Source organism: Mycobacterium sp. 852013-50091_SCH5140682 (assembly GCF_001665685.1).
Classification (GTDB): Bacteria; Actinomycetota; Actinomycetes; order Mycobacteriales; family Mycobacteriaceae; genus Mycobacterium.
The window spans coordinates 39,954-62,124 of sequence record NZ_LZTB01000095.1; the positions used below are offsets into that span (position 1 = coordinate 39,954).

At 66.0% G+C, this 22,171-nt stretch carries 17 protein-coding genes; 7 read left to right on the forward strand and 10 right to left on the reverse strand.

The features are described 5' to 3' along the window. Positions 1-10: 10 nt before the first annotated feature. Positions 11-1,207, reverse strand: a complete 1,197-nt coding sequence (locus A5784_RS23995; RefSeq protein ID WP_064947376.1) for an acyl-CoA dehydrogenase family protein — start codon at positions 1,205-1,207, stop codon at positions 11-13. Positions 1,208-1,316: 109 nt separating this feature from the next. On the opposite strand from A5784_RS23995, the gene A5784_RS24000 reads away from it, so the two are divergent. Beyond that, entirely contained in the window at positions 1,317-2,861 is a 1,545-nt protein-coding gene (locus A5784_RS24000) for a PucR family transcriptional regulator (protein ID WP_064947377.1), read from the forward strand. An 11-nt stretch (positions 2,862-2,872) separates the two neighbouring features. Next, the gene (locus tag A5784_RS24005) at positions 2,873-3,448 is read left to right on the forward strand and encodes a DUF6199 family natural product biosynthesis protein (RefSeq protein WP_064947378.1); all 576 of its coding nucleotides are present in this window, start codon (positions 2,873-2,875) and stop codon (positions 3,446-3,448) included. On the opposite strand, the gene A5784_RS24010 is transcribed toward A5784_RS24005, so the two are convergent. The 6 genes from A5784_RS24010 to A5784_RS24035 all read right to left on the reverse strand — a co-directional run bounded on the left by A5784_RS24010 (position 3,445) and on the right by A5784_RS24035 (position 12,230). Then, positions 3,445-4,551: a CaiB/BaiF CoA transferase family protein gene (locus tag A5784_RS24010; RefSeq protein ID WP_064947379.1), complete on the reverse strand. Its 1,107-nt coding sequence runs from the start codon at positions 4,549-4,551 to the stop codon at positions 3,445-3,447. The two genes, A5784_RS24005 and A5784_RS24010, sit on opposite strands and share 4 nt — an antisense overlap. Further along, positions 4,548-5,993 (reverse strand): aldehyde dehydrogenase family protein, encoded by a 1,446-nt coding sequence (locus A5784_RS24015; protein WP_197514859.1) that lies wholly within the window; start codon positions 5,991-5,993, stop codon positions 4,548-4,550. Before A5784_RS24015 ends, A5784_RS24010 begins: the two co-directional genes overlap by 4 nt. A gap of 24 nt (positions 5,994-6,017) precedes the next feature. Next, positions 6,018-7,370, reverse strand: coding sequence for a 4-aminobutyrate--2-oxoglutarate transaminase (gene gabT, locus A5784_RS24020; RefSeq protein WP_064947381.1), 1,353 nt, complete (start codon positions 7,368-7,370; stop codon positions 6,018-6,020). 86 nt (positions 7,371-7,456) lie between these two features. Next, positions 7,457-8,725 (reverse strand): HNH endonuclease signature motif containing protein, encoded by a 1,269-nt coding sequence (locus A5784_RS24025; RefSeq protein ID WP_064947382.1) that lies wholly within the window; start codon positions 8,723-8,725, stop codon positions 7,457-7,459. 260 nt (positions 8,726-8,985) lie between these two features. Continuing rightward, positions 8,986-10,572 (reverse strand): biotin carboxylase, encoded by a 1,587-nt coding sequence (locus A5784_RS24030; RefSeq protein ID WP_502687539.1) that lies wholly within the window; start codon positions 10,570-10,572, stop codon positions 8,986-8,988. Positions 10,573-10,991: 419 nt separating this feature from the next. Next, positions 10,992-12,230 carry a serine hydrolase domain-containing protein gene (locus tag A5784_RS24035; protein ID WP_197514860.1) on the reverse strand — a complete coding sequence of 413 codons (1,239 nt, stop codon included), beginning with the start codon at positions 12,228-12,230 and terminating at the stop codon, positions 10,992-10,994. Between the two features lie 60 nt (positions 12,231-12,290). Between A5784_RS24035 and A5784_RS24040 the strand changes: the two genes are divergently transcribed. The 3 genes from A5784_RS24040 (at position 12,291) to A5784_RS24050 (ending at position 16,990) form a co-directional block, all read left to right on the forward strand. After that, positions 12,291-13,481, forward strand: a complete 1,191-nt coding sequence (locus A5784_RS24040) for a serine hydrolase domain-containing protein (protein WP_082945048.1) — start codon at positions 12,291-12,293, stop codon at positions 13,479-13,481. Positions 13,482-13,589: 108 nt separating this feature from the next. Beyond that, a complete protein-coding gene (locus A5784_RS24045; protein ID WP_064947384.1) occupies positions 13,590-15,530 on the forward strand; it encodes a primary-amine oxidase in 1,941 nt (646 codons plus the stop codon). Between the two features lie 14 nt (positions 15,531-15,544). Beyond that, the gene (locus tag A5784_RS24050; RefSeq protein WP_064947385.1) at positions 15,545-16,990 is read left to right on the forward strand and encodes a gamma-aminobutyraldehyde dehydrogenase; all 1,446 of its coding nucleotides are present in this window, start codon (positions 15,545-15,547) and stop codon (positions 16,988-16,990) included. 93 nt (positions 16,991-17,083) lie between these two features. Here the strand turns inward: A5784_RS24050 and dapC are convergent, their stop codons facing one another. Beyond that, entirely contained in the window at positions 17,084-18,199 is a 1,116-nt protein-coding gene (gene dapC, locus A5784_RS24055) for a succinyldiaminopimelate transaminase (RefSeq protein ID WP_064947386.1), read from the reverse strand. An 11-nt stretch (positions 18,200-18,210) separates the two neighbouring features. Then, complete coding sequence (gene fdxA / locus A5784_RS24060) at positions 18,211-18,534, reverse strand: ferredoxin (RefSeq protein ID WP_064947387.1); 324 nt, start codon at positions 18,532-18,534, stop codon at positions 18,211-18,213. Positions 18,535-18,785: 251 nt separating this feature from the next. On the opposite strand from fdxA, the gene A5784_RS24065 reads away from it, so the two are divergent. Both A5784_RS24065 and A5784_RS24070 read left to right on the forward strand, forming a co-directional pair. Next, the gene (locus tag A5784_RS24065) at positions 18,786-19,343 is read left to right on the forward strand and encodes a PadR family transcriptional regulator (protein ID WP_064947388.1); all 558 of its coding nucleotides are present in this window, start codon (positions 18,786-18,788) and stop codon (positions 19,341-19,343) included. 41 nt (positions 19,344-19,384) lie between these two features. Beyond that, complete coding sequence (locus A5784_RS24070; protein ID WP_064947389.1) at positions 19,385-21,394, forward strand: NADPH-dependent 2,4-dienoyl-CoA reductase; 2,010 nt, start codon at positions 19,385-19,387, stop codon at positions 21,392-21,394. A 150-nt stretch (positions 21,395-21,544) separates the two neighbouring features. On the opposite strand, the gene A5784_RS24075 is transcribed toward A5784_RS24070, so the two are convergent. Further along, positions 21,545-22,093, reverse strand: a complete 549-nt coding sequence (locus tag A5784_RS24075; RefSeq protein WP_064947418.1) for a YceI family protein — start codon at positions 22,091-22,093, stop codon at positions 21,545-21,547. Between the last annotated feature and the right edge of the window lie 78 nt (positions 22,094-22,171).

A 22,171-nucleotide genomic window follows, 5' to 3' on the forward strand; every position in this document is an offset into this window, starting at 1 on the left:
CCGTGAGCGGTCAGCGGAACGCCGACTGCCCCGTGAGCGCACGGCCGATGGAGAGCATGTGCATCTCGCTGGTGCCCTCGTAGGTGAGGACCGACTCCAGGTTGTTGGCGTGGCGCAGCGGCGAGTACTCCAGCGTGATGCCACTGGCGCCCATGATGGTGCGGGATTCGCGTGCGATGGCCAGCGCTTCCCGGACGTTGTTGAGCTTGCCGAGGCTGATCTGGTCCGGTGTCACCCCGGAGGTGTCCTTGAGCCGTCCCAGTTGCAGCGCGAGCAGCATGCCCTTGCCGAGCTCCAGGGTCATGTTGGCCAGCTTCTCCTGGGTCAGCTGGTAGCTGGACAGCGGGCGATCGAAGACGTCGCGGGCGCCGGCGTAGTCGATGGCGGCCTCGAGGCTGTCGCGGGCGGCACCGAGGGCGCCGAACACGATGCCGAACCGGGCCTCGTTGAGGCAGGACAGCGGACCGCGCAGGCCGACGGCCTCGGGCAGTTGGGCCGACGCGGGCAGCCGGACGTTGTCGAGCACCAGCTCGGAGGTGACCGAGGCGCGCAGCGACAGCTTCTTGTGGATGACGTTGGCGCTGAAACCGGGGGTGTCGGTGGGGACGACGAAGCCGCGGATGCCCTCATCGGTCTGTGCCCACACGGTGGCCACGTCGGCGAGGTTGCCGTTGGTGATCCACATCTTGGTGCCGGACAGGATCCAGTCGGAGCCGTCGCGGCGCGCGGTGGTGCGCATGCCACCGGGATTGGAGCCGAAGTCGGCCTCGGTCAGGCCGAAGCAGCCGATCGCGTCACCGGAGGCCAGCCGCGGCAGCCACTCCTGCTTCTGCTCCTCGGATCCCCACCGGTGGATCGAGAACATCGACAGCGAGCCCTGCACCGAGACGAAACTGCGCAGACCGCTGTCGCCGGCCTCGAGCTCCATGCACGCCAGGCCGTAGCTCACGGCGTTGGTGCCTGCGCAGCCGTATCCCTGCAGGTGCATGCCGAGCAGACCGAGGTCGCCGAATTCCTTGGCGAGTTCGCGGCCGGGCAGCTCGCCCTTCTCGAACCATTCGGCGAGGTTGGGGCGCAGCCGGGTGTCGACGAACCGGCGCACGGTGGCAGCAATGTCACGTTCGTCGTCATCGAGGAGATTGTCGATGCCGAACATCTCGAGCGGCCGCAGGTTCGTGGACGCAGCCGGGGTGGTCGTCGTGGTCATGGCACAAACTCTACGAGCCGAAACTTGCGGCGAGATATGTCAGTAATGTCTAGCCCAGTCGGATAGGGTCGACATTTTGTACAGTCGCAGTGCGGAGAGGGACGCCACGATGGCGATGACGGTACGCCGGCTGATCGGTGTCAACGACCTGGCGTTGTCACTGGTCGCAGGGCGGGACGGGATCGACCGCGTGATCACCTGGGCGCACGCCATCGAACTGACCGATCCCAGCCCCTGGCTCGCAGGTGGCGAGCTGGTGATGACGACGGGCCTTCACCTGCCCGAATCGGCTGACGAGCAACGCGACTATGTGCGCCGCATCGTCGAATCCGGCAGTGCCGCATTGGCATTCGATACCGGAGTGCGCTTCCACAAGGTGCCCGAAGCGGTGTGTACGGCAGCCGACGAGTACGGCATCCCGGTGCTGGCGGTGTCACCCAGCACGCCGTTCATCGCGATTTCCCGAGCCGTGATCGACGAGATCACCGCCGACCAGGTACGGCTCGTACAGAAGGTCGTGCAGGGCCAGGAGAATCTGGCGCGGGTGACCATGCGGGGCGGCATCCCCGCGCTGGTGGACACGCTCGCGTCGGCACTCGACTGCGCAGTGTGCGTGATGGATCGCTCCCGGGTCGTGCTGGCCGAAGCCGGGGTGGACACCGTCGGCGTCGTCGAACGCGTGCAGGAGCAACTGGACAAGGATCAGAAGCGGCGGCGCGGGGTGAGCCGCGTGGTGGTCGACGACCGGGGCAGCCTGACCATCCAGCAGATTCCCGGAGCCGACGAGAAGCAGGGCTATCTGGCGGTGTCGTCGGCCGATCCGCTCGATGCCGGCGAGCGACTGCTGGTCGGTCACGCACTGGCCCTGCTGTCCATCGAACTCGCCAAGCCCGCCCGGGTGATCGACGCCGAACAACGACTACGCACCGGGGTCACGCAGGCGCTGCTGGACAGCTCGCTCGAGGTGGATCCGGCGTTGCTGCGCTATTTCGGCTTCGCGCCCGACGACTCGGTGGTGGTTGCGGTGTTCACCGACATCGGCCCCGCCCTGCCTGCCGAACATCAACTGGCGGCGGCACTGGACCCTCAGCCGTACCTGATGGCCGGTGTCCGCAACGGCGAGGGCCTGGCGGTGGTGGTTCACGCCGACGGAGCCGGCACCGAACTCGACCGCGTCTACCACCGGGCCCGCACCGGGCTACGTCGCGCGATCAACGGCGGGATCGGCGGGCCTGCACCCATCTCCAACGCCGGATTGAGCCTTCAGCAAGCACTTTCAGCCGTACGAGTGGCCGAAGCCAACGGGCATCGGCTGGTCGGGTTCGACGAACTGGGCACGTTCAGCCTGTTGCTGAGCACCCAGCCCGACACCGTGCTGCGGTCGATCGCCAACCGCTGGCTCGGGGCACTGGAGGACTACGACGCCGAGACCGGCGCCAAATTGGTGGAATCCCTTGAGTCGTTCCTGCACCACAATGGTCACTGGGAGGCCGCAGCGGCCGAACTGGGCGTGCACCGCCACACCCTGCGGGGCCGCATGGTCCGGGTGGCCGAACTCACCGGCCGCGACCTGGATTCCGCGCACACCCGCTCGGAGATGTGGATCGCGCTCAAGGCCAGGGAGCTACTGGCTCAGGATGTGCCGAACCGCTGAGGGGGAATGCGATGCTGGCGCTGGGAATTCTGTCGTTCGCCGCAGCCGTCGCACTGGTGTTCTTCGCGTTCAAACCGGACCTGGCATTCCGCCTTGACGAGGGGTGGAAGTTCCGCGGCAAAACCGAACCGTCAGAGACATACGTCGCCGTCAACACCGTGGGACGGATCATCGGGGCCATCGTGGCGATCGGTGTCGGCATCGGAGCCATCGCGCAATACAACTCTGATCAGCGGAGCGCACGCGAGAAACAGGCGACGGACGAACTGTATGCGGCTGCAGAGCAGCGGTGCGCATCCGAGTTGCGCCCGCGGTTCAATGAGACCGCCAATTGGAACAGCGGAGGTCAGTTGACGAATCCCCAGGAGGTTCAGGCACTGGCACATGATCTCGGCGTCGAGGTCGAAATCACCACGAGCGCTGCGTTGAGGGGTGTGACAAACCCGCCGCCACCGTCAACCAATCTCACGGTGCTCGACCCCACGCTGCCCGAGTCGCACCGCACCGTTCTGTACTACCTCGGCAGTCCATTCGGCTTCGATCCGACTGCCGTGCAGTGCGACATCACGCGCCCGTCGTCGGTCTAGCTACCCAATTTCGGTGGCGCACTGCGGTATTGCGGCGGTGTGACCGACATACGGATCGGGTTGGCCACCTGCGGCACCGATGTGCCGGGCACGTCGACGACGGCGTCGAGTTCGAGGCGCTTGGCGAGATCGAAGGCCTGGGCGATGTCGTTGATCGGGCCAACGGGAACACCTGCCTCAGTCAGCACCGAGAACCATTCATCGCAGCCGCGGGTGACGAGCCGTTCGGTCAGTGCCGCAACCAGCGCATCGCGATTACGTACCCGAGACATGTTGTCCGCGTAGTCTTCCGCGTCGGCCAGCGATTCACAGCCCAGCGCCCGGCACAGCGCGCGGAACTGCTTGTCGTTGCCGACGGCCAGCACCAACGGCCGGTCCGCGGTCGAAAACACCTGATATGGCGTGATACTGGGATGCCGGTTACCCATGATGCCCGGGACGACGCCCGCGCCCAGATACCCCGACGCCTGGTTCACCAGCGACGACAACAAGGTCGACAGCAGATTGGTCTCCACCTTCTGGCCCTGCCCGGTGGCAGTGCGGTGGTGCAGCGCGGCGAGAATACCTGTGGCGGCGTGCAATCCGGCCAGCACGTCGACCAGCGCGACACCCACCTTGGTGGGTTCACCGGGATGCGGCCCGGTGACACTCATCAGGCCGCCGACAGCCTGCACCAGCAGGTCGTAGCCCGGTAGGTCGGCACCCTGACCGGAACCGAAACCCGTGATGGAGCAATAGATGAGGTCCGGCCGATGCTCGACGAGGTCGTCGTAGCCGAGCCCCAGACGTTCCATGGTGCCGGTGCGGAAGTTCTCGACGACGACGTCTGCGCGGCGCACGATCTCCCGCGCCTGCTCGACGCCTTCCGGGGTCTGCAGGTCCAGGACGACCGAGCGCTTGTTGCGGTTGACCGAGTTGAAGTACGTCGCCTGCCCCTCTGCGTCGAACGGCGGTCCCCAACTTCGAGTGTCATCACCGGAACCCGGCCGCTCGATCTTGATGACCTCGGCGCCGAGATCGGCCAGCATCATGGTCGCGTACGGCCCGGCCAGTACCCGGCTGAAATCCGCGACGACGACACCGTCGAGCGCGCCGGCCATCACCGGCCTCCACGCAGGTACACCGTGGTGGTGTGGGTGAAGAATTCCCGGGCCGCCTCGCCCTGCTCCTTCGGGCCGTAGCCGCTGCGCTTGGCGCCGCCGAACGGGACGTGCGGGTCAGCACCCGCCGACTCCGAATTGACATGCAGCACACCGACATCGAGATCGTCGACGGCAGCGAGCGCGCGGCCTAGATCGGTGGTGAACACCGCGGCCGAGAGGCCATAGTCACCGCTGTTGGCGAGCGCGAAGGCCTGCTCGGTGCTAGGCGCCCGCAGAACCGACAGCACCGGGCCGAACAGTTCCTCCGACCACAGCGGCGCCTGCGCCGACGGCAACTGCAGGACCGTTGGCGTGACGAAGTAGCCGTCGCCAGAACCGGATTGGTGCTCCTCGGCGGCGGCGATCACGCGGGCACCGTCGGAGACGGCATCGTCGCTGCGTTGCTTGATGTAGCGGCAGGCGGATTCGTTGACCACCGGCCCCACCGCGACCGACGCCTGCATCGGGTCGCCGACCTCAAGGCCCTTCACCCGGATGGCCAGCTCAGCCAGGAACTCGTCGGCAACGGCATCGGCGACGACGAGACGTGATGTGGCCGTGCACTTCTGGCCGGACGAGCGGAACGCGCCCAGCATCACCTGCTCGGCCGCGAGGTCCAGATCGGCATCCTCCAGGACGACCGCGGCGTTCTTGCCACCCATCTCAGCCTGCACCGGAACCCCTCGTGCGGCCGCAGCGGCGGCGATGCTCCGCCCCACTGCGGTCGATCCGGTAAAGCTGATGGCATCCACGCCGGGGTGCTCGGCCAGAGCCGATGCCACAGCGCCGCCGGCGATCACCAGGTTGAGCACCCCGGGCGGCAGGCCGGCCTCGACCAGTGCCTCGGTCAACCGCATCGCCAGGACGGGCACCACGCTGGCGGGCTTGAACACCACGGTGTTGCCATACACCAGGGCCGGCGCGATCTTCCACGCCGGGATCGCCATCGGGAAGTTGAACGGCGTGACGATGGCGACGACACCGATCGGCTTGCGCGTCACCAGAATCTGCTCACCGGCCCGCGGCGACGAGTACACCGTTCCGGCTTCGCGGTCAGCGGCACCACCGTAGTACCGCAGGATCTGCGCGGCCCGGCGCACCTCACCGATGCCCTCCGCGAGCGTCTTGCCCTCCTCGCGGGTCAGCTCGGCGCCCCACTCTTCGGCAGACCGGTCGATCAGGTCGGCCGCGCGTGACAGCACAGCCGCGCGGGCGTGCATAGGTTCGCGCGCCCATCGCGACGCCGCGTCACGCGCAGCACGCACAGCCCGATCCAGCTGGTCGTGGTCGGCGAGCGTGCCGGTGGCCACCGTCTGCTCGGGGAACGCCGGATTGTTGTCGACCAGTTGCGCAGCGGCGCCGTCGGTCCATGCGCCGTCGATGTGGTTCAGCAGCTGTATCACGTCGATAGTCCTTTCAGATCCGGATCAGATCCGGGCGACGGCGTCGCGGATCACGCCGAGGCCCTCGCGCAGCAGTTCGTCCGGGATGGTCAGCGGGGGAAGGAATCTCAGCACGTTGCCAAATGTGCCCGCGGTCAGTGTCAGCACCCCGTTGTCCTGGGCATACCGCACGGTCTCGGCGACCGCGTCCCGGTTGGGTGTCTTGTCGTCACCCGTGATGAACTCGGCGGCGATCATCGCTCCGCGGCCGCGGATGTCGCCGATGACGTTGGTGCCGGCCGCGATATCCGTGAGCTCGGACTGCAGGATGTCGCCGATGCGGCGGGCGCGGGCCAGCAGGTCTTCGGATTCGATCGTCTCGAAGACACCCAGGGCCGCCTCACAGGCGACGGGGTTGCCGCTGTAGGTCCCGCCGATGCCGCCGGCGTGTGCGACGTCCATCACCTCGGCACGTCCGGTCACCGCGGCCAGCGGCAGTCCACCGCCCAGCCCCTTCGCCGTCGTGATGAGGTCGGGAACGATGCCTTCGTGTTCGCTGGCGAACCAGTGGCCGGTGCGGGCGATGCCGGTCTGCACCTCGTCGGCGATCAGCAGGATGCCCCGCTCGGCACAGAATTCGGCGACCTGGCGCAGGAATCCCGGTGCGGGAACGATGAATCCACCCTCACCTTGGATCGGCTCGACCACTACCGCGGCGACGGAACCGGCACCGATTTGCGTGTCTACCACGAGCCGGAATTCTTCAAACGCCTCGGCGGACGCGTTGTCCGGCCCGCTCGGCCACCGGTACGAGTAGGCCATCGGCACCCGGTACACCTCAGGCGCGAACGGTCCGAAGTTGTTCTTGTACGGCATGTTCTTGGCCGTCATGGTCATGGTCAGCAGGCTGCGGCCGTGGAAGGCATGGTCGAACACCACGACGGCGGGCCGGCCGGTGGCGACGCGCGCGTACTTGACCGCGTTCTCGACTGCCTCGGCGCCGGTGTTGAACAACGCGGTGCGCTTCTCATGGTCCCCGGGAGTGAGCCGGTTCAGGGTCTCGCACACCTGCAGATAGCTTTCGTATCCGTTGACCAGGAAGCAGGTGTGGGTGAACCGCTCGAGCTGAGCGGCGGCGCGCTCGACGACTCGCGGCGCGCTGTTGCCGACGGTGGTGACGGCGATACCGCTGCCGAGGTCGATGAACGAGTTGCCGTCCACATCGACCAGGACACCGTCGGCGGCTCGTTCGGCGTATACGGACGACGAGCTGGTGAGGCCGGCGGGCAGTGCCGCGGCGCGGCGCGCGGCCAGTTCGACCGAGCGGGGCCCGGGGATCGCAGTCACGATTCGACGCACGCTGCTCGGGCGGTCCTGGCGAGTGTCAACGACAGTCATGTCCCTGACTTTAGGCAGAGATGCCCTATCACTGGATGTACAAAATGGAGGGTATCCATGTCCATCCGCGACTATTTGTATAGAAGCTAGTTGGCCGACGGTGGTGGTTCGGGTTGGAAGGGTGTGTACCACCACCAATCGGCGCGTTCGCCGGTCGGCCCGGGGTAGGGCGGAACCTGGGGTCGGGGTGTGGTTGGTCGTCGGGCCAGGGACCCGGGATGTAGCTGCTTGCCGGTGGGGTCGGTGACGCTGAGGTGGTGGGCGGGGCCGGTGATGGCGATGCCACCTTTGTGATGCAGTCGATGATGGTAGGGGCAGAGCAACACGAGATTGTCGAGGTCGGTGGGGCCGCCATCCTCCCAGTGGGTGATGTGGTGGGCATGCAAACCCCGGGTCGCGCCGCAGCCGGGTACGGCGCAGCAGCGGTCGCGATACTCCAACACCCGGCGCAACCGCCGGTTGACCGTGCGGGTGGTCCGTCCGGCGCCGATGACCTGCCCGTGGCGTTGGAACCACACCTCACAGGTGGCATCACAACTCAGGTAGCGCCGCTCGTCCTCGGTCAGCACTGGGCCGAGATGCAGCGCGGCGACGGGCTTGTCGCCGTCTCGGTCGAGATTGACATGTACGACGACGGTGGTGCGCTGCCCGTGCGGGCGGCGCGCCACGTCGGTATCCCAGCCGGACTCGACCACACTCATGAAGGCATCCACGGTGTCCGGGAACGGTGGCGCCTGCTCCGAGGTCCCGTCATCCTCGTCTTCGTGGTCGCGTTTCCACTCTGCGATGAGCGCGTCTTGATGGGATTGCATCGCGGCGTCGACGGTGGCGGCTTCGTCGTGGGGCAGGGTGATCTGGTAGGTGGTGTGGTCCTCGTGCACGTCTTTGCGGAACGCGCGTTTGGGTTCCGGGCGCGGCTCCGGTTCGGGGCGGGGTTCGAGTTTCACCGCGGTGCGCAGTTGGGTGACGGTGGCGACCTCGGCCAGTTCGGCGTAGTGCGCATCGGAACCGTCGGCGGCGCGTTCGGCGATCACCCCGACCTGATCCAGGGACAGCCGGCCTTCCCGCATTCCTTCGGCGCACAGCGGGAATTCGTCGAGGCGACGAGCGACCGTGACCATGATCCCGGCATTGTGCGGGGTGGCACCGGTTTTCCAGGCCACCAACTCGGCGATGGACCGGGCGCCGGTGGCACCGCACAACTCGTCACGTTCGAGTTCGGCGACGATGTCGACGATCCGTCCGTCGATGGCATTGCGTTGCCCGCACAGTTCCGACAATTCGTCGAGCAACACCTCCAACCGCTGCACAGGGCTCACCCCATCAGCGTCGAAACATGTTGCCGGCGAAGACATACCACCAATTATGGCGCAGGCGTCCGACAAAACCGGAGGCCGACAAAACAGTGGGCCGACAAACAGTGGGCCGACCGCACCGAGATTCACATCAGGGACAAATCCCGCGCCGGATTTGTCCCTGAGTACAGCCTCGGTGATCGCGCACGCTATCGATCGCGGACTACAACCGACGACACCTACAGAAACTGGCTACTAGCCGCTTGTCCTCAATGGGCCCGACAAAATCGGACCCCTCTGATCGCTCGAACGGAGCGCTGCTACTTCACATAGGCGACAGGATGGACCGCCGGCGGATCGGGCAGCGGCTCGGATTGATAGGCGTCGCGGATGCCCTCGATGTAGTGCAGGCAACGCGGCGTCAATCCTTCGGCGGTCTGCATCCGGCCCTTCGTCACCAGGATGCCCAGATCGGCGCCCTTGAACCGGTAATCACCTTCGCCATAGACCCTGAGGAAGAAGGCCTCGTCCTCGCCGGTGATGTCATGCCAGTCGTTGACCACTTGAGCGAAGGTCAACACACCGTCGTCGTCGAGGTGCCACGTCCCGGTCTTCGGTGCGGCCAGGATCCGTTCCACAGCCTTGTTCGGTTCCTTCATGATCAGCTGCGACCACACGTCGACCGCGGCGAGATCCCGCCACCGGTCGTTGATCTCCTCGACGTTGATGGTGTAGTCCACGTCCATGAACTCGAGGAGATGGAACAGGAACAGCGGTACGTCGGCGTAGGCGCCGGCTGTCACGTTGGTCATCGACGAGGCACCTGAGATGCGCGGGTTGATCTCACCCAGGTACACCTCGTCGGTGTCGAGGTCGATGAGCACATCGATCTCGAGGAAGCCGCGGTAGCCCTCCTTGGCCAGCCGGTCCCCCATCTTGCGGACATGGCTGATCGCCGTGGCGCGCTGCTCGTCCGAAAGCGCTTCAGGGAAAAGGTCGTTGCCGCACCAACCGCCCTTGTAAGGGGTCAGCTCCGGGTACCCGGTGAGGTCGGTCATGAACGGTCCGACGATCGTGCCGTGTCTGGTGATGCACGCTTCGACCGCGGCGGCCTTGTTGTTGATCCGCTTCATCACCTTGAGTTCCTGGCCGACCATGTCCGCGGCGTCCTTATCCCAGTCCGCCTTCGACTTGATGAAGAACGTGGTCTTCCCGGAGTCGCCGTAAGGCGTCTGCACCACCAGGTCCGAGCCCAGCCGCTGTTTGCCTGCAAGGCGTCGCAGCTGCGTGTAGTTGCTCGCCTTGCCCAGCACGTTGGGCACCGACGGCGCGCCGGCCTCATTACCCAGCTGCGTGGTGACGATCTTCGAGTCCAACCGCCGCCGCAGTGAATCCGGCGGCAGGATCAGCTTGTAGCCGAGCTCCTCGCAGATCTGCTCGGTCTCCTCGTCGAAGAACACCATCGCGACCATCGGCGTGCCGCCGCGCCGCTTCAGGTAGGCGCGCACCTCTGGATCACGCAGCAGGTAGTTGTTGATGTGTTCGCTGGACTCGAACTCGACGTAGGGCTTGTTCTTCGGCGCGAACACCCGCGGATGCGCACCGTCCCAAGAGTCGTAGTAGGTGATGTATTGGAAGTTGCGCACCCAGCGGTCGATGCCGAGCAGATTGAATGCCGTCGGCCCGACGAAGTAGATCGGCTGGGTGTTGGTGCGGAAGAAGGTACGGATCTCGGAGATTCCGTTGAGCGTCTTGCCACCGAGCGGCCCCTTGCGCGCGGGGGCCTTGGTCGCTTTCTTGGCGGCAGTCGCTTTGGTGGTCCTGCGTACGGGTGCCTTCTTTGCAGCCGGTGCCTTCTTGGCTGCAGTCACCTTTCTGGCTGCAGTCACCTTTCTGGCTGCAGTCACCTTTTTGGCTGCAGTCGCCTTCTTGGCGGGCGCCTTCTTGGCTGGCGCCTTCTTGGCTGCAGTCTTCTTGGCTGCAGTCTTTTTCGCAGCCGGCTTGGCAGCTGACTTGGTCGCAGCGCTCTTCTTGGCCGCCGCAGCAGTAGCGGTACCCTTATTGGCCGGCGCGGTACGGGCCGGTTCCCGCTTGGCTGCGGGCGCCTTCTTGGCGGCCGCTTTGCGCACCGGTGGTTTCGTGACCTTCTGCGCCGCAGGCGCTTTCGCAGCTTTACGCGCCGCGGGTGCTTTGGCGGCCTTGCTCGCCGTAGGAACCCGTTTCGCCATTGCAACCTCCCGCATCGCCAGCCGGCTTCGATTCACATGTGACGGACGCTCAGACTAAGACGAATACGGCGCCGTGGGCGGACATTCGGCAGAACCGTTCAACACTGGCCAGGATTGCCTGCGCCGGATCGCCGCGTCATGCCCGAGACGATGCCGGGCAGACGGTGCTTGTCTCCCATCCGTTGGCGGCCGCTCAACGCCCCTCCTACCGCGTCGAATGCCCGCAGGGTGTCCTGCATGAAGCGCGGTTCCTGGGCCTGTGGCCACGTCGAGAATTTCACGCAGACGGTCCGGGTGCGTCGGCTGACGTGAATCATCTGGCCGTGAATTCCCAAGCAAAGCAACACATCTCCAAACAAACCCGGGCGGAACCACAACTGATTGCGATACCAACCGCCCGGCATCGACACCTCGTTCGGCGACTCGATGAATACCGACCGGGCATCGGCGTCGACCGCCCAGGCCTCTCGCAGCCAGCGCGGCCCGATCACGGTGCGCACCCCGTCCTCGCCGTCATCGGGAACCACACCGCCGTCCAGGAGCAGCTGACCGAAGCGCGCCAAATCCCGCGCGGTCGCGCACAGCCCACCGTCGTGGATCGCGGTACCGACTGTGTCGCAGAGAATCTCGGCATCGAACTCGGCGCCCATCGGTTGCCAGATCAACGTCGAGATCAATTCGGCCATCGGTGTGCCCGATACTCGCTCACACACCCAGCCCAATACATCGGATTCCGCTGAGCGGTACAAAAAACGTTGCCCGTGCGGCGCCTCGGCCGACAACCCGACCAGATACTCGTAAAGCCCGCGGGCTCCCAACCAATCGCCGAGTAGCCGAACCTCGGACTGCGGGTCGGTGTAGTCCTCCCGGAACCGCACACCGCTGCGCATGTCGAGGATGTCGCGCACGGTCGCACCGGCGTAGCCACTGCCCGCGAGTTCACCGACGATGTCTACGACAGGCAGGCCGACGTCGAGCAGCCCGCGGTCCACCAGAACGCCGGCCACCGCGCCCACCACAGACTTGGTGATCGACATCGTCGCGTGCGGGCGGTCGGCGGCTCCCTCCGCGCCATACCATTCGGCGACCAGCCCGCCGTCCTGCAGCACCACGTAAGCGTCCGTGTAGGTGTCCGCCAGCACGTCGCCGACCGTGGCCTCTTCGCCGTCGGACCGAATCACGTTGACTTCCAAGGGATCAACGGACTCCACAGCAGGCAGCGCGCGCACCGGGCCGGTGCCGCGAAGTATCGGCTGCGTCGGCAAGATATCTTCGATATGCCAGTACGCCCACCGATTGAACGGCGGTTGCTGCCAGTTGTCGGCGTTAACCTCCACAGGGCGATCGTAGGCGAGAGCGCGCATCATAACTCCAATCCGGCAGTACCATCTCCTGCCATGCACGACGAGGCCGAACCCATGACGGGGTTCCCACCGGCATCCGACGATCAGGTCACCATCGCCAACTGGCAGGAACCGCGGTGTCTGCGGTGGGCCTTCCAGCACCTGCGTGAGCTGTTGCCGACGCACCGCATATCAGCCGACGCCCACCACGCTTCGCTGCCCAAACACGAGGCATCGCTGGATGATCCGAAGGTCATCTGGCCCGGCGGTGGGGAGGTCACCGCGTCGGAGGTGTTCGCCGCGACCCACACCGACGGGCTGCTGGTGCTGCGTGACGGCCGCATCGTCGCCGAGCAATATCTCGGCGCGATGACCGAATCCAGCAGACATCTGCTGATGTCGGTGTCGAAATCGCTCGTGGGGTGCGTCGCAGGCATCCTGGTCGAGCGCGGCGATCTCGACCCAGGCGCCCCGGTGACCGAATACGTGCCCGAGGTCGCCGACTGCGGGTATGCCGGGGCGACCCTGCGCAACGTGCTCGACATGCGGACGGGCGTCGCATTCCGGGAGGCGTACACGGCGCCCGACTCCGAGGTGCGGGAGATGGAACGTTCGGTGGGATGGGCTCCGCTACAGCCCGACGATGTCGTCGGCGGATATGCGTACCTGCGTCAAATCGGTTCGGGCGGCCCGCACGGCGGCGAGTTCACCTACCGCTCCTGCGACACCGACATGCTCGGCTGGATGTGCGAACGCGCTGCGGGCGTTCGCATGGCCGACTTGATCTCGACGTTGATATGGCAGCCCATGGGCGCCGAGTACGACGCCGAGGTGGTCTGCGACCCGACGGGTACCGCGGTACACGACGGCGGAATCTGCGCCACCCTGCGCGATCTCGGCCGCTTCGGTCAGCTGATTCTCGACGACGGAGTCGCCCCTCACGGCCGCCAGGTCATCCCCGCCCGCTGGCTCGCCGAGACTTTCGATCCCACACCGGATGTCCGGGAAGCGTTTGCCCACACCGACAACGAGCCGATGCTGCCCGGGGGCTGGTACCGCAACCAATTCTGGTTCTACCGCAGGACGTCCGGCCCGGTGTTGCTGTGCCTGGGCATTCACGGGCAACTGGTGTACGTCGACCGGGCGTCACGCACCGTCGTCGTCAAGATGTCATCGTGGCCGGTGCCGCAGGATGCGACGTACCTCGCCGCGACGCTGCGCGCCTGCGCCGCCCTGGCCGTTTAGACGGAACGTCTATCCCCGCACAGCCGATTGGCCAATTCGGCAGCTGTGCAAACATCGCACCCCTCGCATACTGATCCAGATCGTGAACTGAATCACATCGGAGGGTCGATGACTGACACCGTCGTTCGGACGTTTCACCCACTTGATCCACTGGGCCCGGAGGAATTCCGGCAGGTAGCCGCCATCGTGCGGCGTGACCGTGGCGTGGACGACCGGTGGCGGTTCGCCTCCATCGAACTGGCTGAACCCGACAAACAACAGCTCGCCGCATATGACACGACCGGTACGGCACCGGACCGCCGCGCGCTCGTGGTGTGCTTCCACCGAGACTCCAACAGCACCTATAAGGCCACCGTCTCACTCACCGATGACGCCGTATTGAGCTGGACGCACCTGCCGGGTGTGCAAGCCAACTTCACCGTCGACGAATGGGACGAGTGCGATCGGGCGATGCGCAGCAACCCCGACGTGATCGCCGCATTGGCCCGGCGCGGCGTCACCGACATGGACATGGTGTTCATGGACGTCTGGACCTACGGCGACATCCTGATCCCGGAGCGGTACAAGGGCAGGAGGCTCGGCTGGACCGACACCTGGCTGCGCTCCCCCGGCGGCGCCAACATCTACGCGCACCATTTGCGGGGATTCCACTGCGTCGTCGACATGAACACGATGGAGCTGCTGGAGATCGAAGAAGGCGAACCGATCGACATCCCGGAGGTGATGGCCGAGTACAGGCCCGCCAACATCCCCGCACAACTACGCGAGTCCAGCACTCGCCCACCGCTGAAACCCCTGGACATCACCCAGCCCGAAGGCCCGTCCTTCACCCTGGACGGCAACCTGCTGCAATGGCAGAACTGGTCGCTGCGAGTCGGTTTCAACTACCGCGAGGGCATGACGCTGCACACGGTCAGCTACAACGACCACGGCCGGGTGCGGCCCATCGCGCATCGGATGTCACTGGCCGAGATGGCGGTACCCTACCGCGACCACTGCCCGGATCACTACCGGCGCACCGCCTTCGACATCGGCGAGTGGGGCATCGGGTTCATGACCACCTCGCTGGAGCTGGGCTGCGACTGCCTCGGTGAGATCCGCTACCTCGACGCGGTGTTGCACGACACCAAGGGCGAGCCGTACTCGATCCGCAACGCGATCTGCATCCACGAGGAAGACAACGCGGTGCTGTGGAAGCACGTTGAGCACGGCGGCAGCGCCGACGTGCGCCGCATGCGCAGGCTCACGGTGTCCAGCCACATGACCGTCGCGAATTACGAATATCTCGTGTACTGGCGGTTCTACCAGGACGGCAATATCGAATGTGAGATCCGCGCAACGGGTTTGATGGTCACCACCCATCTGCGCGACGGTGAGGAGTACCCGCACGGCACGCTGGTGGACACCAACACCTACGCACCGTTCCACCAGCACTTCATCACCGCCCGGCTCGACCTCGACGTGGACGGCGCAGACAACACCGTCTACGCAACCGAAACCGAGATCGAACCGATAGGCCCGGACAACCCGTACGGATTGTCCTTGCGGCAGAAGAACACTGCGCTTCGCACCGAGTCGGAGGGCAAGCAGGACTACAACTGGCACACCCAGCGGGCCTGGAAAGTGGTCAACGAGAACACCACCAACGGCCTGGGCACCCACCCGTCGTACAAGCTGGTGCCCGGCGCCGCCTTTCCCGCGATGTTCGACCCCGCCTCGCCCATCTTCCAGCGGGCCGAGGCCATCGCCCACACGCTCTGGGTCACCCCCAACAGCCCCGACGAGCGCTGGCCGTCAGGCGAATTCGTCAACCAGAGCGGCCCGGGCCTCGGCCTGCCGGAGTGGACCGCCGCCAACCGGCCGATCGACAACACCGATGTCGTGCTCTGGTACACCTTCGGCATCCATCACATCCCGCGGCCCGAGGAATGGCCCATCATGCCGGTGGACGCCGTCTCCTTCTGGCTCAAACCGGCAGGCTTCTTCGACCGCAATCCGGCTCTCGATGTCGAGCCGACCCCGCCTTCCGCCTGTCACCACCCCCACTGATCGGAGTTATCTACATGTCGGATAAGAAAGTCATCCACAACATCATCAACGGAGAAATCCAGACCGCCTCAGATGGCCAGATGATGGACATTGTCAACCCGTCCACCGGCGAGGTGTTCGCCTCAGCGCCGAATTCGTCTGCGGCGGATGTGGATCTGGCGTTCCAGGCGGCCGGTAAAGCGTTCGAGACGTGGCGCTGGTCCACTCCCAGCGAGCGGCAGCGGGCGCTGCTCAAGCTCGCCGACGTGATCGAGGAGAACGCCGACGAGCTCATCGCCATCGAGTGCGAAAACACCGGCAAGCCGGTTTCGCTGACCGCGTCGGAAGAGATTCCGCCGATGCTCGACCAGATCCGGTTCTTCGCCGGCGCCGCGCGGGTGCTGGAGGGCCGCTCGCAGGGCGAGTACATGCGCGGTCACACGTCGTCCATCCGACGCGAACCGGTCGGTCCGGTGGCCCAGGTCGCGCCGTGGAACTACCCGATGATGATGTCGGTGTGGAAGTTCGCGCCGGCGCTCGCCGCGGGCTGCACCGTGGTGCTCAAGCCGTCGGACACCACTCCGGCGTCGTCGTACTGGATGGTCGAGAAGATGCAGGAGATCTTCCCGCCCGGGGTGTGCAACCTGGTCTGCGGCGACCGGGATACCGGCGCCGCGCTCACCGCACACCCGGTGCCGCAGTTGGTGTCGATCACCGGGTCGACCCGTGCCGGTGTCGCAGTCGCGACGAGCGCCGCACAGGACCTCAAGCGAGCCCATCTCGAGCTCGGCGGCAAGGCCCCCGTGGTGGTGTTCAATGACGCCGACATCGCAGCAGTCGTCGAGGGCGTCACGGCCGCAGGCTATTTCAACGCCGGCCAGGACTGCACCGCCGCCACTCGCATGATCGTCCAGGAGGGCATTTACGACGAGCTGCTGGCGGCGATGACCGAATCGGTTGCCGCCACCAAGACCGGGTACGACCCCGACGACGAGGACATCCTGTTCGGCCCGATCAACAATCCCAACCAGCTGGCCCACGTCTCGGGTCTGGTCTCACGGGCGCCCGAGCATGCCCGAGTGTTGGCCGGTGGCAAGAAGAAAGAGGGCGCCGGTTTCTTCTTCGAGCCCACCCTGATCGCCGATCTGCGCCAGGACGACGAGTTGATCCAGACCGAGATCTTCGGGCCGGTCGTCACCGCACAGAAGTTCAGCACCGAAGACGAGGCACTGGCGTACGCCAACGGCACCGAGTACGGGTTGGCCTCGTCGGTGTGGACCCGCAATGTCGATGTGGCGGCGCGGATGTCGGCCCGACTGGACTTCGGCTGTGTGTGGATCAACACCCACATCCCGCTGGTGGCCGAGATGCCGCACGGTGGTTTCAAGCACTCCGGCTACGGCAAGGATCTGTCGATGTACGGGCTTGAGGACTACACCCGCATCAAGCACGTGATGCACTACCACGGCTTCGAGGGATAGCCGGCTGCTGCCCGGGCGTCGAATGGCCAGTTGTTGCCCACTTTTCCGCACTTCTCGGGTGACAACTGGCCACTCGGCCGCCCAGAGCAGAGATCAGGCGAGGCGAGCGACGGCCGCGTCGATGCGTTCGTCGGTGGCCGTCAACGCGACCCGCACATGCTGGGTGCCTGCCGGACCGTAGAACTCGCCGGGCGCAACCAGAATGCCGCGTTCGGCCAGCCACGCGACGGTGTCCCGGCACGGTTCACCGCGGCTCGCCCATAGGTAGAGCCCGGCCTCGGAGTGCTCGACCGTGAAGCCGGCCGACTGCAGAGCCGGCAGCAGCACCGCACGGCGACGCGCATACCGATCCCGTTGCACGGCTTCGTGTTCGTCGTCGTCGAGGGCCGCGACCATCGCCGCCTGCACCGGCGTCGGGACGATCATGCCTGCGTGCTTGCGCACCGCCAGCAACTCGGCGACCACCGCAGGATCCCCGGCGACGAATCCAGCGCGATAGCCCGCCAGGGACGACGTCTTGGACAGCGAGTGGATGGCCAGAAGCCCGGTGTGGTCACCGTCGCTGACCGTCGGATGCAGCACGCTGACCGGGTCGGCATCCCAGCTGAGCCCGAGGTAGCACTCGTCGGACGCGACGAGGACGCCGCGTTCACGTGCCCATGTCACCACCTTGCGCAGGTGGTCCAGCCCCAGCACGCGGCCGGTCGGGTTGCTCGGCGAGTTGAGATAGATCAGCGCGGGCACCTGCGGACCGAGCTGGGTCAACGCATCCGCCCGAATGACCTGAGCGCCCGCCAGCCGCGCACCGACCTCGTAGGTGGGGTAGGCCAACTCCGGGACCACGACCGCGTCGCCGGAACCAAGGCCCAACAGCGTCGGCAGCCAGGCGATCAGCTCTTTGGTGCCGATGACCGGAAGGACCGCGTCGGGCGCCAGATCGGTGATGCCGTAGCGACGCCGCAGCGCAGCCGTCGCCGACGCGCGCAGCGCGGGGGTTCCCGCGGTGGCCGGGTACCCGGGTGAGGCACTCGCCGACGCGAGTGCCTCACGGATCAGTGGGGCCACCGGGTCCACCGGGGTCCCCACCGACAGGTCCACGATGCCGTCGGGATGCGACCGGGCGCGGTCCGTCACCTCGGCCAGGGTGTCCCAGGGGAACTCCGGCAGAGCAGCCGAGCGCGGTGTGCGCGCGACGTCAGAGCGGGGCAGGAACGGCAGGATCAGTCCTCACCCTGCGGCGGAAGGTCCTTGATGGCCTGCGGGTCGTTGTCGGTCTGTCCGACCTTGGAAGCACCGCCCGGCGAGCCCAGCTCGGTGAAGAAGTCCGCGTTGGCCTGCGTGTAGCTGGCCCACTGGTCCGGCACATCGTCTTCGTAGTAGATGGCCTCGACCGGGCAGACCGGTTCGCATGCACCGCAGTCCACGCACTCGTCGGGGTGGATGTACAGCATGCGTCCACCCTCGTAGATGCAGTCGACAGGGCATTCCTCGATGCACGCCTTGTCTTTGACGTCGACGCAGGGTTCGGCAATGACGTACGTCACTGATGTGTCTCCTGTCCAGTGGGCTGCTGGTCGGGCTCGTTGAGGACTCGTGATCCCGCGCGCCAGTATGCGTTACACATTCCGGGACGCTCGTCTCAGTGTGTCCTAACTTCGCGCGCCACCAGTTAAGGGTGGCTCGCGGTTACTGATACTAAACGTTGCAGATACAACTCGACCAGTCGCCACGCCTATGCACTCCACCCCACTGCACCTAGTTGCATAGGACCAGCGGTCCCACCTAGGCTCCGGGCATGGCCCTCCCCCACGCCATCCTGGTGTCGTTGAGCGAGCAGTCCGGTTCGGGCTATGAGCTGACCCGCCGCTTCGACCGGTCGATCGGCTACTTCTGGGCGGCCTCCCACCAGCAGATCTACCGAACGTTGCGGGCCATGGAGAACGACGGATGGGTGCATGCCACCCCCGTCGTGCAGTACGGCAGGCCGGACAAGAAGGTGTACACCGTGTCCGCCGCCGGACGCGCCGAGTTGGCCCGCTGGATCGCCGAACCACTGCCGAAACCCCCGGCAGGCAGGGCCGGTTCGACTGCGGACACCCGCACGCGCGATCTGGCCGTCAAGGTCCGCGGCGCGGCCCACGGGGATCTCACCGCACTGCGCGAACAGATCGAGGCGCTGCGATCCGAGCGGGCCGCATTGCTCGACACCTACCGCGGGTACCAGAAGCGACAGTTCCCCGATCCGGCGGCGCTGCAGGGCAGTGCACTGCACCAATACCTGGTGTTGCGCGGCGGAATGCGTGCCGAGGAGAGCTCACTCGCGTGGCTTTCCGAAGTTCTGGAAGCCCTGTAGTTCCCGAAGCCCTGTAGTCCCCGAGTTCCGGAAGGATCCCGATGAACTATCCGAACCTGTTGTCACCGTTGGACCTCGGCTTCACGACACTGCGTAACCGAGTGGTGATGGGCTCGATGCACACCGGCCTCGAAGACCGCGCCCGCGACACCGACAAGCTCGCCGAGTATTTCGCCGAACGCGCCCGCGGCGGCGTGGGTCTGATCATCACCGGTGGCTACGCCCCCAACAGGACGGGTTGGCTGCTGCCGCTGGGATCGCAGATGGTGTCGTCAACCGAGGCACGCAGGCACCGCCGCATCACCGGGGCGGTCCACGAGGCCGACGGCAAGATCCTCCTGCAGATCCTGCACGCCGGACGCTATGCGTATCACCCGCTTTCGGTCAGTGCATCGTCGATCAAGGCGCCCATCAACCCATTTAAGCCGCGACGACTGCGTGACGTCCAAGGCACCATCGACGACTTCGTCCGCTGCACGCTGCTCGCCCGGGAAGCCGGTTACGACGGTGTCGAGATCATGGGCAGCGAGGGGTATCTGCTCAACCAGTTCCTGGCGCCACGTACCAATAAGCGCACCGACGCCTGGGGCGGCACTCCGGAGAAGCGGCGCCGTTTCCCGGTCGAGATCGTGCGGCGGGTGCGGGAAGCCGTCGGTACCGACTTCATCGTGTGCTATCGGATGTCGATGGCCGACTACGTGGAGGACGGCCAGAGCTGGGACGAGATCGTCGCGCTGGCAACCGAAATCGAGGCGGCCGGGGCGACGATGATCAACTCGGGCTTCGGCTGGCATGAGGCCAGGGTGCCGACGATCGTCACCTCGGTCCCCAATGCGGCATTCGTCGGCATCAGCAGCGCGGTCGCCGAACACGTCACCATTCCTGTGGTCGCATCCAACCGGATCAACATGCCGCAGGCCGCCGAACAGATTCTGGCCGACACCCACGTCCAGCTCATCTCGATGGCCCGGCCACTGCTGAGCGATCCGGACTGGGTGAACAAGGCCGCCGCCGACACCGCCGACGAGATCAACACCTGCATCGCGTGCAACCAGGCCTGCCTCGACCACGCCTTCGTCCACAAGAACGTGTCGTGCCTGCTCAACCCGCGGGCGGGACGGGAAACCACGCTGACACTGAGTCCCACCCGGCGTGCGCGTTCGGTGGCCGTCGTGGGCGCGGGCCCCGCAGGACTGGCCGCCGCGGTGAGCTCAGCCCAGCGCGGCCACCGGGTCACGCTTTTCGAGGCGGGCAGCGTGATCGGCGGTCAATTCGACTTGGCCAGAAGGATTCCCGGCAAGGAAGAGTTCAACGAGACGATCCGTTACTACACCCGCATGCTCGACAAGCACGGCGTCGGGGTACGGCTCGGGACCCGCGTCGGCGCCGAGGAGCTGACCGGATTCGACGACGTGGTACTCGCCACCGGGGTGACGCCACGCCTGCCCGACATTCCCGGCATCGACCATCCCAAGGTGCTCACCTATGCGCAGGCCATCACCGGAGCACCAGTAGGCGCGTCAGTGGCCGTCATCGGTGCCGGCGGGATCGGATTCGACGTCAGCGAGTTCCTGACGACCGATCAATCACCGACACTCAACCTCAAGGAATGGAAAGCAGAGTGGGGTGCGGCGGATCCGCAAGAGGCGCGCGGCGCACTCACCACACCGCTGCCTGCGCCGGCGGTGCGCGAGGTATATCTGTTGCAACGCACCAAAGGACCACAGGGCCGCACGCTCGGTAAGACCAGCGGCTGGGTGCACCGCGCATCACTGAAAGCCAAAGGCGTACACCAGCTTTCCGGGGTGAACTACGAGCGGATCGACGACGAGGGACTGCATATCAGCTTCGGACCCGACCACACCGATGCGCGGGTACTGGCGGTGGACAGTGTGGTGATCTGCGCCGGCCAGGAATCGGTGCGCGATCTCGAAGAGGGACTGCGCCGCAACGGTATCGAGCCGCACGTCATCGGCGGCGCCGCGCTCGCCGCCGAACTGGACGCCAAACGGGCCATCAGGCAGGGCACGGAATTGGCTGCGCGCCTGTAACACTCACGACCGCGCTGCCAGTTCGTTCCGAACAAAGGCGTCGAGTTCGGGAGCCGCACCTCGGGCCACGCGGGACGTGGCACATCGCATCCGCGGAACACGACACCGGCGTGACGCTCGGGCGTCACGCCGGTGGTTGAGTCGCGGTTCTCAGGCCTGCTTGAGCGCCTCGATCTCGAGGGTGATGGTCACCTTGTCGCCGACGACGGTGCCACCGGTCTCCAGCGGCAGCTCGATGTCGATGCCGAAGTCCTTGCGGTTCAACACGACCGAGGCCTCGAAGCCGGCGACCGGCCCCTGGCCCATGCCCGGGTTGACGCCGTTGTACTCCAGCTTCAGCGAGACGGGCTTGGTCACGCCCTTGAGGGTGAAGTCGCCGTCGACGACGTAGTCGTCGCCGTCGCGCCGTACACCGGTCGAGGCGAACGTGGCGGTCGGGTGGTTCTCGGCGTCGAAGAAGTCGGCCGACCGGACGTGCGCGTCGCGCTGCTCGTTGCGGGTGTTGATCGAGTTGACGTCGATGGTGGCGGTCACCGACGGGGTGCCGTCCTCGGCCACGACGATCGCGCCGCTGAAGGTCTCAAAGCTGCCGCGAACCTTGCTCACCATCAGATGCCGGACAGAAAAGTTGATCGAGGAATGCACCGGATCGATGGCCCAGGTGCCGGCGGTCAGATCAGTGGCGGTTGCAGCGGTCATGATGTCTCCTTGGTCTGGCGGGCCGGCCGTTCCGGCGCCTTCGTCAAACATAACCGGACTACGGTCCGCATGCATTCC